Genomic DNA, 13,076 nt, shown 5'->3' with positions numbered 1-13,076 from the left:
CCCGCGGCCGGGCGTACCGCAGCGGCAGGGAGGCAGCCGTCGTGATCGTGACCGTCACGCCCAACCCGGCGCTCGACATCACCTACACCCTCGCCGCGCTGCGGCCGCACGAGAGCCACCGCGTGGAGACCGTCCACGAGCAGGCCGGCGGCAAGGGCGTCAACGTGGCCCGGGTGCTGCACGCCCTGGGGCGGCGGACCACGGCGGTCCTGCCGCTCGGCGGGGCCGCGGGGAGCGCCGTCAAGGCCGACCTCGACCGGTCGGGGATCGTCCATCTGGCGATCCCGCTCACCGGCGCGGCGACCCGGCGGACGATCGCCGTCGTGCACGACGGGGACGCCACGATGCTCAACGAACCCGGGCCGGAGCTGTCCGCGCTCCAGTGGACCGCGCTCCGCGCGGGGGTGGCGAGCCTGGTGCCGGCCGCCCGGGCCCTGGTGCTGTCCGGCAGCCTGCCCCGGGGCGTTCCGCCCGGCGGCTACGCCGCGTTGGTGCGGCTCGCCCGCGACCGGGGTGTCCCGGTGATCCTCGACGCCGCCGGCCCGGCGCTCACCGAAGCCCTCGACGCCCGGCCGACGATCATCAAACCGAACGGCGCCGAACTGCGGGAGGCCACCGGGACGGACGATCCGCCGACGGCCGCCCGGGCGCTCGTGCGGGCGGGCGCCGGAACGGTCGTCGCCTCCCTCGGGCCGGACGGCCTGCTGGCCGTCGACCCGGCCGGGGCCTGGCGGGCCTTCCTCCCGACGGACGCCGGCATCAGCGGCAACCCCACCGGAGCCGGGGACTCCGTGGTGGCCGCCCTCGCCGTCGGCCTCGCCGAGCACACCCCGCTGCCGGTCGCGCTGACCCGGGCCGTCGCGCTGTCGGCCGCCACCGTCCAGGCCCGCTACGCCGGCATGTTCGACCGCGACGGCTACCGGCGTCTGGTCCCCCAGGTCCAGGTCGTCCCGGCCTGACCACCCACCCTCACCCCGAGAAGGGTCCGCCATGCCTCTCAGCACCACGGGCGAACTGGTCGCCGAAGCCGCCGCCCGGCGCGGCGCCGTCGCCGCGTTCAACGTCATCACCCTGGAACACATCGAGGCCGTCGTCGCCGCCGCCGAGGCCACCGGGGAGCCGGTCATCCTCCAGGTGAGCGAGAACGCCGTGAAGTTCCACGGCGGCCGCCCGCACCCGATAGCCGCGGCCGCCGTCAGCGCCGCGCGCCGCAGCGGCGCCCGGGTGGCACTCCACCTCGACCACGTGAAGAGCGAGGCGCTGCTCCGCGAGGCCGCGGACTGCGGATTCAGCTCCGCCATGTTCGACGCCGCGCACCTGTCCTACGGGGAGAACGTCGCCGCCACCCGCCGGGCCGCCGACTGGGCCCACGCCAACGGCCTCTGGCTGGAGGCCGAACTCGGCGAGGTGGGCGGCAAGGACGGCACCGGGCCGCTGAGCGCCCACGCCCCCGGGGCCCGCACCGATCCCGACGAGGCCCGGCGCTTCGTGGCCGAGACCGGCATCGACGCGCTCGCCGTCGCCGTCGGCAGCTCGCACGCCATGACCACCCGCGACGCGACGATCGACCACACCCTGCTCGCCGCGCTGCACCACGCCCTGGACCTCCCCCTGGTCCTGCACGGCTCCTCCGGCGTCAGCGACCCGGAACTCCAGCGCGCGATCCGGGTCGGCATCAGCAAGGTCAACATCGGCACCGCCCTGAGCATCGCCATGACCGGCGCGATCCGGTCCCACCTGCGCGGCGACCCCAACGGCGTGGACCCGCGGCACTACCTCGCGGCCGGCCGCGAGGCCGTCACCGACACCACCGCCCAGCTCCTGACGACCGTCGGCGCGGCGGACCGGGGCGGCGTCCCGGTCTCCAGCGGCTGACGGGCGGCGGCCGGCCCGGCCCGCCGGTCCCGCGGGCCCGGGCCGGCGGAACCGCGCGGAATGGCGCACCGGACAGGGCCGCGCCGGCCGGGCAGGCCGTCGCGGCCCCTCGGCGTGCTTCCCCGCACCGGCCTCCTCAGGCGCCCGCGTCCACCCGGCGCTCCGGCGCGCTCGTCGGGTCGAGGAAGATGCCCTCCAGGGTCAGATACGCCCCGCCCTGAGCCGCGTTGGAGAGCCCGAGGGTGGAGGCGGCCACCACGACGCGCTCGGCGGTGGGCCTGATCCGGCGCTCGTCGAGCACCCGCTGCACGGCGTCGACCAGATAGCGGCCGAAGACCGCGAAGTACCCGCCGAGGACGATCCTCGGCGGGTTCAGCACGTCCACCAGGATGCCCAGCCCGAGGGCCAGGTCGTCCGCGATCAGGGCCAGCGCAGCCAGCGTCCGCGGCTCGCCCCGGTCGGCCCGCGCCAGCAGCTCGTCCAGGCGCTGCGCGAGGTCGACCGACCGGTCGTGCACCCGGTCGGTGCGGTCGGCGGCCGCGTCCAGGAAGGCCTGCAGGCCCACCGCGGTCTCCCAGCAGCCCGTCCGGCCGCAGGCGCAGGGGCGCTCCCGGCGGTCGACGTGCATGTGCCCGATCTCGGAGCCGCGCAGCAGCTTGCCGCCGGAGAGGCTGGCGCCGCCGACGCCGATCCCGCCGGTGACGTAGACCAGTTCGCGGACGTCGTCGGCGGCCGCGCGGAGGTACTCGGCCAGTGCCCCGGACTCGGCGTCGTTCGCGAGCAGGACGGGCGGGGCGGCCGGGCCGAGCCGCGCGCGCAGTTCGGCGGCGGCCGGCACGTCGCGCCAGCCGAAGTTGGTGGCCACCAGGACGGTGCCCGACCCAGCGTCGACCTCGCCCTGGGTGACCAGGGTGACGCCCGCCGCGCTCATCCCCCGGGCGCCGATCTCGCGCAGACAGGCGCGGACCATCCCCGCGACCTCGTGCAGCGTCTCCTGCGGGCTCAGCTCCGGCAGGTCGATCCCGCGCCGCCGCTCGTGGACGACGGTGCCGCTCAGATCCACCGCCAGCACGGTGATGTGATCGACGCCCAGCTCGGCGCCGACCCCGCAGACCCAGCGCCCGTCGAGCGTGACCATGCGGTGCGGGCGGCCCACCGCGCCCGCCCGGTCCAGCTCGCCCTCGCGGGCCAGGCCGCGCTGGATCAGCTCGGTGACCAGCACCGAGACGGTGGCCTTCGGCAGCCCGGCGACGGCGGCGATCCGGGTGCGCGACTGCTCGCCGCTCTCCCTCAGCAGGCGCAGCACCAGGCCCAGGTTGTTGCGGCGCATGGACCCCTTGTCGGCGGCGTCGGGGTAGCCCGCCATGATGCCGGCGGCCCCGGTGGTGCCACTGCCCCGTGCTTCCTGCACTGTCTCTCCTGTTCCCGAGGGTGCCGACGGCGCCCATGGTAGTTGTCGCGGCGATCGGAATAACGGCCTTGCCGGCGCTGGACCTTGACAATACCCACCTTAGTTCAGACACTAGCCGAACTAACAAGCCCGAGGGTGCGGCCTTCCCCCCAGGCCCCCTCCACCGCTTGTCCCCTGGAGAGGAATCACACGATGGGCAGAACCTCGACCACCACCCGGGTCCTCGGCACCGCCACCGTGGCGGTGCTGGCCCTGACCGCCACCGCCTGCGGCAGCGGCTCCGAGAGCACGGCCGGCGGCTCGTCCGGCAGCTTCGCCTACTGGTCGATGTGGCGGGCCGACGAGGCCCAGGCCAAGGTGATCAAGGCGGCGATCGACCAGTTCCAGACCGACACCGGCATCAAGGTCGACATCACCTGGGCCGGACGCGACGTCAAGAAGAAGATCGGCCCGGCGATCGCCACCAACCAGGCCCCCGACCTGTGGGACCAGGGCGCCGACGGCGTCTACGGGGCGACCGCCCAGGCCGGCCAGGCGCTCGACCTGTCCGACGTCCTCGGCATGGAGGTGCCCGGCGAGGGCAGGAAGGTGTCCGACGTCGTCCCCGCGAAGTACCTGGACGCCCTGCCCAAGGACCCGGACGGCAGGAACCACTACGTGATCCCGTACGAGATCTCCTCGGGCGCCCTCTTCTACAACACGGCCGACCCCGACATCGCCGCCGCCATGCCGAGCCCGCCGGCCAGCTGGGCCGACTTCCTCAAGGTCTGCGACGCGCTCAAGGCCAGGGGCCGGGCCTGTCTGGCCACCGACGGCGAACTCGCCTGGGAGAACGGCCTGATCCTGGACTACCTGCTGTCCGCCGGCGGGGTCGGCTTCAGCGCGCTGAGCTCCGACCCGTCCGGCGCGGGCTGGGACGCCCCGGCCGTGCTCACCGCCGCCAGGCAGACCGAGCAACTGGTGAAGGGCGGCCACCTGATCAGCGGCTACGACGCCACCAAGTTCCCCGCCCAGGAGACCAACTGGGCCGCCGGCAAGGCCGCGTTCTACCCGGACGGCAGCTGGGTCACCGACGAGGTGGCCAAGCAGCTCCCCGCGGACTGGAAGATGGGCGCGATGCTGCCGCCCGGCGCCGTCAACGCGGACTCGATGATGTTCGGCTTCGCGATACCGAAGAAGGCCAAGCACTCCGCCGCGGCCAAGAGGTTCATCGCCTACTTCCTGCAGAAGAAGACCCTCGCCGGGATCTCCACCGAGGCCGGGAACATCACGCCGCGCTCCGACATCCCCGCCCCGGCCGCGCTCACCGACATCCAGAAGGCGCTGGACGCCGCGCCCGTCCGCCTCACCTACGACGGCGTGGCCGGCGACTACCCCACCAAGGTCTTCAACCAGAACTTCCTCGACCTCTGGCACGGCAAGACCTCCGCCGAGCAGTTCGTCGCGAAGATGAAGTCCGACCAGGCCTCCTTCTGGAAGAGCCAGGGCTGAGGCGACGATGGCCACCGCACTCCAGGACCCGCCCGCCGTGCGCGGCGGCGGGCGCGCGCAGCCGGTGAACGCCGGCACCTCACCGCTGGAACGCCAGCACCGGCGCGTCTTCTGGCCGTTCGTCGGCCCCGCGCTGCTCGTCTACGGCGTGCTGTTCCTGGTCCCGATCGGCTACGCCGCCTGGACCAGCCTCTACAAGTGGGACGGCATGGGCGCCAAGCACTGGCGCGGCCTGCGGAACTACCGGATCCTCTTCGAGGACGCGGCGTTCCGGACCTCCCTGGTCAACACACTGGAGATCCTCTTCGTCGGCGGCGCGATCACCTTCGCGATCAGCCTGGCGCTCACCCTGGTCCTGCGCGAGATGCGGGCCCGGCTGTTCGCCCGCTCGGTGCTCTTCTTCCCGTGCCTGGTGAACGCGATGGTGTTCGGCATCGCGGCCGGCTTCCTGTTCTCCCCCGACGGCCCGGTCAACACCGTGCTGCACTGGCTCGGCACCGCGACCCCGCCCAAGTGGCTCGCCACCGACAACCTCTTCCCGATGATCGTCGCCACCCTGGTCTGGACGGCCACCGGCTACTACACCGCGATCATCATGGCGGCGGTCGACCAGATCCCCGAATACCTCTACGAGGCAGCCGAGTTGGACGGCGCCAACGCCTTCCGCCGGTTCCGGCACATCACCCTGCCGCTCGCCTGGGACGTGATCTCGGTCTGCGCCGTGCTCTGGACGGTCAGCTCGGTGAAGATCTTCGAACTGATCCTGATGTACGGCGGCAGCAACTCCAGCCAGCCCCCGGTCGACACCTGGAACACCGCGATGTACGTCTACGCCGAGGCGTTCCCGCAGACCTCGGCGCCGCAGCTCGGCATGGCCACCGCCGCCGCCCTGGTCAGCCTGGTGATGGTCGGGGTGATCACGCTGGCGCTGCGCCGGCTGATGCGCCGCGCCGCCGTCGAATACTGACCCCCTCAGAAAGGCAACTCCCGTGCGTACCAAGCACAGAGCCGCGGGGCCTGCGATGCGGATCGCCAGAGGCGTGGTGTGGGTCGTCGTCGCCGTCGACCTGCTGCTCATCCTGTGGGTCTTCCTGACCTCGCTGCGCGGCAGCACCGACATCTTCGCCCACCCCTTCGGCCTGCCCACCGACCCGCACCCGGACAACTACGGGCGCGCACTGGACGACGGCGGCTTCGGCCGGGCCGCGCTCAACAGCGTGCTCGTCGCCGCGCTCTCCTCGGTGGCGGCCGTCGCCCTGGCCGCACCCGCCGCCTACATGCTGGCGCGGCGCCGCACCCGCACCTCCTCGGCGCTGACCATGACCTTCGCCATGGGACTCGGCGTCCCCGGGCAGGTCCTGGTCGTGCCGCTCTTCATCGGCCTGGCCCAGGTGAACCTGACGGACAGCCTGCTCGGCCTCGGCCTGGTCTACGTGGGCCTGGCGATGCCGTTCACCGTCTACCTGCTGACCGGCTTCTTCAGCGGGGTCCCGGCCGTCCTGGAGGAGGCCGCCACCCTCGACGGGGCCGGGCCGCTGCGGACCTTCCTCCAGGTGATCGTCCCGGTCGCCCGGGGCGGACTCATCACCGCCTTCCTGCTCCAGGTCATCGGGGCCTGGAACGAGACCCTCTTCGCCCTGGTGCTCAACCACGGCGAGGACAAGATCACGCTGCCGGTCGCGCTGGCGAACTTCGTCGCCACCGAGCAGCTCAACGGAATGGACTGGGGGACCATGTTCGCCGGCGTCTGCCTCATCCTCGCACCGATGCTCGCCCTCTTCTCCTGGCTGGGCACCCGGATCATCCAGGGCATGACGGTGGGGATCGGCAAATGACCTCCACCCTGCGCACCGGCCTGCTGCGGATCGAGGGCGCGGCCGACCCGGCCGCCGGCTGCCTCCCGATCCTGCGCGGACTGCCCGCCCGCACCGCCGACGACGCCGGGGCCACCGACCCCGAGATGCGCCGCAACCTCGGCTACGGCCGCCCGCACACCCTGCTGCCCTACACCCGGCAGGACCGCTACGACCGCTCCCGCACCACGCGTGAACTGCCCACCGTCGTCCTGGAGAACGAGCACCTCACCGCCACCTTCCTGCCCGGCTACGGCGGCCGGCTCTGGTCCCTGGTGCACCGCCCCTCCGGTCGCGAACTGCTGCACCGCAACCCCGTCCTGCAGCCCGCCAACCTCGCCCTGCGGGACGCCTGGATCGCCGGCGGGGTGGAGTGGAACCTCGGCACCACCGGGCACTGGCCGCTCACCTGCGAGCCGCTGCACGCCGTCCGGACCACCACCGCGGACGGCACGCCGGTGCTGCGGATGTACGAGTTCGAACGGCTGCGGCGGCTGGTGCTGCAGATCGACGCCTGGCTGCCGGCCGGCTCGCCGGTGCTGTACGTCCACGTCTCCGTCCAGAACCCGAACGACGCCGAGGTCCCGGTCTACTGGTGGTCCAACATCGCCGTCCCCGAGACCGGGCGAACCAGGGTGGTCGGCCCCGCCGACCACGCCTTCCACTTCGACTACACCGCCGACCTTCGGCACGTCCCGTTCCCCGACTACGACGGGGCCGACCGCAGCTACCCCGGCCGGCTGCCCCGCGCGGCGGACTACTTCCTGGACATCCCGGACGCCGAGCGCCGGTGGATCACCGCCCTGGACGGCACCGGCGCCGGCCTGGTGCAGGCCTCGACCGACCGTCTGCGCGGCCGCAAGCTCTTCCACTGGGGCACCGCCACCGGCGGCGCGCACTGGCAGGAGTGGCTCTCCGGTCCCGACGCGCCCTACCTGGAGATCCAGGCCGGCCTGGCCAGGACCCAGCTGGAGCACCTGCCGATGCCGGCCGGCGAGAGCTGGTCCTGGGTCGAGGCCTACGGGCTGCTGGAGGTCGACCCGGCCGCCGCGCACGGCGACTGGGGGACGGCCCGCGCGGCCGCCGCGGCCGCACTGGCCGCCCTCGTCCCGCCCGGCCGCCTGGAGGACGCGCTGTCCCGGGTGGCGGAGTTCGGCGAACCGACGGAACTGCTCGGCGAGGGGTCCGGCTGGGGAGCGCTGGAGATCGCGGCCGGCGCACTGCCCGCCTCGGCCGCCCGGCCGTTCGGTGACGCGCGGGCCGAACAGCGGCCGTGGGCCGAGCTGCTGGCCACCGGCCGGCTGCCGCTCTGCGACCCGCCGGCCGCCCCGGTCACCGGAGGCCACTGGCGCGAACGGCTGGAGGCCGCCGAGCCGGACTGGCACGTGCTCCACCAGCTCGCTCTCGTGTACCTGTCCGAGGGCGAGGACGACGCCGCCCGCACCGCCTGGAAGCGCTCCGTCGCCGAACGGCCGACCCCGTGGGCGCTGCGCGCCCTGGCGTTCCTCACCGACTCCCCCGAGGAGTCGGCCGACCTGCTGGCCCACGCGTTCCGGCTGCGCCCGGACCTCCTGGAGCTCACCGTCGAGTTCCTCGACGCCCTGGCCGCGGCCGGCCGCCACCGGCAGGCCCTGGCCGTCGTCGAGGGCCTGACCGGGAGCGCCCGCCGGCACGGCCGGATCCGCCTCGCCGAGGCGAGGGCGGCGCACGCCCTGGGCGACCAGGACCGGGTGCGCCGGCTGCTCGCCGAGGGCATCCAGGTCGACAACATGCGCGAGGGCGAGGACTCGCTGGACACCCTCTGGCTCGCCGTCCACCCCGGGACGCCGGTCCCGCCGGTCTACGACTTCCGGATGTCGCAGACCTGACCCCCCGACCTCCGCCCCGCCCCGGCGGGGCGGAGCCGCGGCGGCCCTCCCTCCGTGGCCGCCGCGGCCGCGGACCGACCCCGGGTCCGCGCACCGCAGTACGCCCCCACCCCCGAAGGAGTGCTCGTGCCATCCCTTCCCAGAACCCTCGTGGCCACCCTCACGGCCGCCACCCTCACCCTGGCCGGCGGCGCCCTCGCGGCCCCACCCGCGTCGGCGGCCCCCGCCGTCACCGGCTACACCGTCAGCGTCGGCTCCACCGGCCGCTACCCCACCCCGACCGACACCACGGCGGCCCCGTACACCGACAAGGACGGCACCTTCTACTTCCAGCAGTCCGCGGCGCTGTACGGTGCCACCGACCCGCGTGAGTGGGAGTTCTTCACCGGCGCGGACTTCGACTCCGCCACCAGGTCCGCCGCGATCAGCGACGCGGTGAACCCCGCCAACCCGCAGGACGCGAACAACAACACGACCTGGCGCTGCAACAACAGCCCCACCGGCCGGGAGTCGAGCTTCGCGCCGAGCGGCTCCGGCTACGCCCAGAAGAACTACTGCGACCTCACCGGGGTCTGGGTCGACCCGGACACCGGCGACTGGTACGGCCTGGTGCACAACGAGTTCACCCCTCAGCCGTTCGGGGACGGCCTGCACTTCGACGCGATCGACTACACGGTCTCGACCGACCAGGGCCGGACGTGGACCATCAGGAACCACGTCATCACCTCGCCGTACAGCACCGTACGCGGTGACACCGCCGCCTTCCCGAACCAGACCTACGACTACGGCGACGGTGACCCGCGGCTCTTCGTGGACACCGCCTCCGGCTACTTCTACGTCTACTACGGCTCGCGGATCGTCGACAAGGGCGGCAGCTGGAAGGCGTTCTACGAACACGTCGCCCGGGCGCCGATGTCCGCCAAGATGGCGCCCGACTCCTGGCAGAAGTGGTACGACGGCGCGTGGTCGCAGCCCGGCGTCGGCGGCCGGGAGAGCAACATGGTCCCGGTCGACGCGGCCAGCAGCACGGGGTACACCCCCGTCGCCAAGGAGTACGACCCGGCGAACACCGGCACCGCGGCCCAGCAGATCGCCGCCGGGAAGATGCCGCCGACCTCGCCGCTCTTCGTCATGGACATCACCTACAACGCCTACCTCGGCCTGTACATCGGTGAGCCCCAGGCGGTCAACCAGGACGGCACCTCGCCGCAGTACCTCTACGCGACCGACGACCTCGCGACCCAGAAGTGGTTCCCGATCGGCGACACCGGCAGCTACCACACCGCCTCGTGGTACCGCTGGTTCGTCGACAGCGCGAACCGGACGAACTCGACGATCGTCGGCAAGAACTTCCGCGCCTACTGCGCGTTCGGCTGCTCGGCGGGCGCCTCCGGCGAGTACGTCAACCTCGGCATCACCTCCTCGTCCCCCGCGCCCGCGCCCGTCGACCCGGCCAAGACCTACCGGATCGCCAACGGAACCGGCCGGGTGCTCGCCCAGGTCTCCGGCAGCCAGGCGACCACCTCGACGGCCGCCGCCGGCGGATCGGGCCTGGAGTCGTGGAGCTTCGCCCCCACCGGCGACGGCGCCTACCGGGTCGTCAACTCCGCCACCGGCGGCCTGCTGGACGTCGGCTCCACCGGCAAGGCCGGCCGCGCCTGGGGGACGGCGCCGACCGTCACCGCGGCCGGACCGGGCGGGCCCGCCGTCGGCCAGCAGTGGTTCGTCATCCCCGGCAGGACCGCCGCGGGCGCGTCGACCGGCGCCTTCCGGCTGGTCAACCGCTACAGCGGGCTGGTGCTCGGCATGACCTCCGCCGCCGGCGCGCTGACCGGCACCACGCCCACCCGCAGCTGGACCGACACCACCGGCAACCCCGTCGGCGGCGGCGCCACCGCGGCCGACCAGGTGCTGACCCTGACCGCCACCGGTGACGCCGGCGGCTCACTCGACGGGATCCACACGCTCACCACCGGAGGCCAGGCGCTCGACGTCCCCGACCACTCCAAGACCCAGGGCACCCAGCTCGTCACCTGGACCGCCAACGGCGGCACCAACCAGAGCTGGACCTTCGCCCGGCAGTCCGACGGCAGCTACCGGCTCACCAACCGCGAGTCCGCGCTCTGCCTGGACGACAGCGGCGGCTCCACCGCGGCCGGCAACCCGATCATCCAGTGGGCCTGCACGGGCGCGACCAACCAGCGCTGGATCCTCACCCCGGTGAGCGGCGGCTACACCGTCGCCTCGAAGGCGAGCGGCCTGCTCCTCACCACCGCCGGCACCGCCAACGGCGCCCTGGTGACCCAGCAGCCGGACACCGGGTCCGCCCGGCAGATCTGGTCCGTCAACTAGGGCTGGTCCGCCGGGGCTCCGGCCCCGCGGGCGGCAGCCTGCGGGGCCGGAGCCGGAGCGGCGTCGGCACACCGGCGAGGACGACGGCGGTGCCCACCCCCACGCGTGCACCAGGAGGCCCACGACATGATCCAGGACACCCGGCCGCCGGCGGCCCTCCTGGCGGAACAGCGCCGCCGGCTGATCCACACCAGTGTGCGGGAGCACGGCACCGCCGTCACCGGCCAGCTCGCCCACGAGTTCGGCGTCTCCGCCGCCACCGTCCGGCGTGACCTGTGCGCGCTCGCCGAGCAGGGCCTGCTGCACCGGACCCGCGGTGGAGCCGTCCGCTCCGAGGCCGCCCGGGGCGGGGGCGGACGCCGGGTTCCGCCGGACACCGGCCCGCTGCCGAACCTCGACGTGCTCGCCCGGGCCGCCGCCGCGCTGGTCCGGCCGGGCGACGTCGTCGGCCTCGGCGCCGGCCCGGCGGCCTACGCCGTCGCCCGGCACCTGACCGCCGTGGACCACCTGGCGGTCGTCACCAACTCCCTCCGGATCGCCCGGGTCTTCACCCACCCCGACGGTCCGCCCGGGGTGGCCCCGACCGCCGCCGTCACGCTCACCGGCGGCCTCCGGACGGCCTCCGGCGCCCTGGTGGGCCCGATCGCCGACCAGGCCGTCCGCTCGACCCGGCTGGACCTCCTCCTCCTCGACTGCCGCGGGATCACCCGCCGGGGCGACCTGACCCTCGCCGACCTCACCGAGGCGGCCACCCAGCGGGCCTTCCTGCACGCCGCCCGCCGGGTGGTGCTCGTCGCCGACCGCTCCAGGTGGAGCAGCGGCGGGCTGGCCGTCTTCGGCAGCCTGGACCAGGTCGACGTCCTGGTCACCGGCACCGACCTGCCCGCCGCCCAGCGGGCGGCCGCCGCCAGACGGGTGGGCACGCTGCTCGTGGTCGACGCCGCCGGAGGCGCGTCCGCCGTCCGGCGCTGAGCGGAAGGCACCGGGGCGCGGAACGCGGGGCACCGGCCCGGCTCCCCCCTCGGGAGCCGGGCCGGTGCCGCCGGGTCGGGGCGGTCGGGACACTCAGGCGACGAGCTTGATCACCGCCTCGGCCGCAGCCTTGCCCGCCGCGGAGACGATCGCCTTCACCAGGTCGCCCAGGGCTCCCGTGACGCCGGCCGCGAGGGTGTCGGTGCCGTCCAGGGTGGCCTTGAAGGTGCCGTTGAGGATGCCGTCCCACTTGGCGGTGATCTGCGGGTTGTTGCCGACGAAGGTGAAGTCGTCGTTGCGGTCCGGGGTGCCGAACGGCAGTCCGGCGACGGTCCCCTCGGTGTGGCCGGAGCGCTGGAAGGTGAACACCGTGCCGTCCGGCGTCATGACGGCGGCCGAGATGGTGTAGTCGATGTTGTCGAAGCCGCTGTCGTGGGCGTGCGTGGTGAACGAGTAGAACCCGTCCTGCCGCATCACGACGTGCGCCGAGCCTCCGACGGCGATGTCGGTCGTGACGTCCTGGTCGAAGTTCTTGCTCGACGTGTCGTACCAGAAGTGGTCCCGGACGGAGGCGTCACCGCCGACGAACCACAGCTCCATGCTCCCGGGGATCCGCGAGACGGCCGCGACCCCACTGGTGATCGAGGCGCTGCCGGGGCCCGACAGCTCGAAGCCCTGCCAGGTGGCGCCCTCGTACCAGTACCGGTCCTGCACCGAGCCGTTGGCGCCGACGAACCACACCTCCATGCTGCCGGGGACCCGCGAGACCGCCGCGATGCCGGTGTGGGTGGAGGCGCTGCCGGCCGGGGCCAGCTCGAAGCCCTGCCAGGCGGCGCCCTCGTACCAGTACCGGTCCTGCACCGACCCGTTGGGCCCGACGAACCACACCTCCATGCTCCCGGGGATCCGGGAGACGGCCGCGACGCCGCCGGTACTGGCCGCGCTGCCGGGGCCCGAGAGTTCGAAGCCCTGCCAGGCGGCGCCCTCGTACCAGTAGCGGTCCTGGACGGAGCCGTTGGCGCCGACGAAGAAGACCTCCATGCTGCCCGGGATCCGCGACACCGCCGCGATCCCGCCGGTGGGGGCGGCGCTGCCGGGGCCCGACAGCTCGAAGCCCTGCCAGGCGGCGCCCTCGTACCAGTACCGGTCCTGCACCGACCCGTTGGCGCCGACGAAGAAGACCTCCATGCTGCCCGGGATCCGCGACACCGCCGCGATCCCGCCGGTGGGGGCGGCGCTGCCGGGGCCCGACAG

10 protein-coding genes are annotated in these 13,076 nt (G+C 73.8%); 8 read left to right on the top strand and 2 right to left on the bottom strand.

Features of this window, described 5'->3' with window-relative positions; translation table 11 throughout:
* Positions 1–41 precede the first annotated feature (41 nt).
* Positions 42–959 (top strand): 1-phosphofructokinase family hexose kinase, encoded by a 918-nt coding sequence (locus ABT263_RS01975; RefSeq protein WP_352286526.1) that lies wholly within the window; start codon positions 42–44, stop codon positions 957–959.
* A gap of 31 nt (positions 960–990) precedes the next feature.
* Positions 991–1,875, top strand: a complete 885-nt coding sequence (locus tag ABT263_RS01970) for a class II fructose-bisphosphate aldolase (RefSeq protein ID WP_352286524.1) — start codon at positions 991–993, stop codon at positions 1,873–1,875.
* A gap of 136 nt (positions 1,876–2,011) precedes the next feature.
* Here the strand turns inward: ABT263_RS01970 and ABT263_RS01965 are convergent, their stop codons facing one another.
* Complete coding sequence (locus tag ABT263_RS01965; RefSeq protein ID WP_352286522.1) at positions 2,012–3,286, bottom strand: ROK family protein; 1,275 nt, start codon at positions 3,284–3,286, stop codon at positions 2,012–2,014.
* A gap of 192 nt (positions 3,287–3,478) precedes the next feature.
* Here ABT263_RS01965 and ABT263_RS01960 point away from each other — a divergent pair, with 192 nt between their 5' ends.
* The 6 genes from ABT263_RS01960 (at position 3,479) to ABT263_RS01935 (ending at position 11,822) form a co-directional block, all read left to right on the top strand.
* A complete protein-coding gene (locus ABT263_RS01960) occupies positions 3,479–4,777 on the top strand; it encodes an ABC transporter substrate-binding protein (RefSeq protein WP_352286521.1) in 1,299 nt (432 codons plus the stop codon).
* A 7-nt stretch (positions 4,778–4,784) separates the two neighbouring features.
* Positions 4,785–5,744 carry a carbohydrate ABC transporter permease gene (locus ABT263_RS01955; RefSeq protein WP_352286519.1) on the top strand — a complete coding sequence of 320 codons (960 nt, stop codon included), beginning with the start codon at positions 4,785–4,787 and terminating at the stop codon, positions 5,742–5,744.
* Between the two features lie 55 nt (positions 5,745–5,799).
* A complete protein-coding gene (locus tag ABT263_RS01950; RefSeq protein WP_352286517.1) occupies positions 5,800–6,612 on the top strand; it encodes a carbohydrate ABC transporter permease in 813 nt (270 codons plus the stop codon).
* Complete coding sequence (locus ABT263_RS01945; RefSeq protein ID WP_352286516.1) at positions 6,609–8,498, top strand: DUF5107 domain-containing protein; 1,890 nt, start codon at positions 6,609–6,611, stop codon at positions 8,496–8,498. Before ABT263_RS01950 ends, ABT263_RS01945 begins: the two co-directional genes overlap by 4 nt.
* 126 nt (positions 8,499–8,624) lie before the next feature.
* The gene (locus tag ABT263_RS01940) at positions 8,625–10,850 is read left to right on the top strand and encodes an RICIN domain-containing protein (protein ID WP_352286514.1); all 2,226 of its coding nucleotides are present in this window, start codon (positions 8,625–8,627) and stop codon (positions 10,848–10,850) included.
* A gap of 126 nt (positions 10,851–10,976) precedes the next feature.
* On the top strand, positions 10,977–11,822 hold the full coding sequence (locus ABT263_RS01935; protein WP_352286512.1) for a DeoR/GlpR family DNA-binding transcription regulator: 846 nt from the start codon (positions 10,977–10,979) through the stop codon (positions 11,820–11,822).
* Between the two features lie 93 nt (positions 11,823–11,915).
* Here the strand turns inward: ABT263_RS01935 and ABT263_RS01930 are convergent.
* Positions 11,916–13,076: PLL family lectin (locus tag ABT263_RS01930; protein ID WP_352286511.1), on the bottom strand; the 1,161-nt coding region annotated here is incomplete at its 5' end.

Origin of the sequence: Kitasatospora sp. NPDC001603 (genome assembly GCF_040298365.1) — a bacterium.
Classification (GTDB): Bacteria; Actinomycetota; Actinomycetes; order Streptomycetales; family Streptomycetaceae; genus Kitasatospora.
The sequence above is the reverse complement of the archived record's forward strand: the minus strand, read 5'-3'. Positions and strand labels throughout refer to the sequence as shown.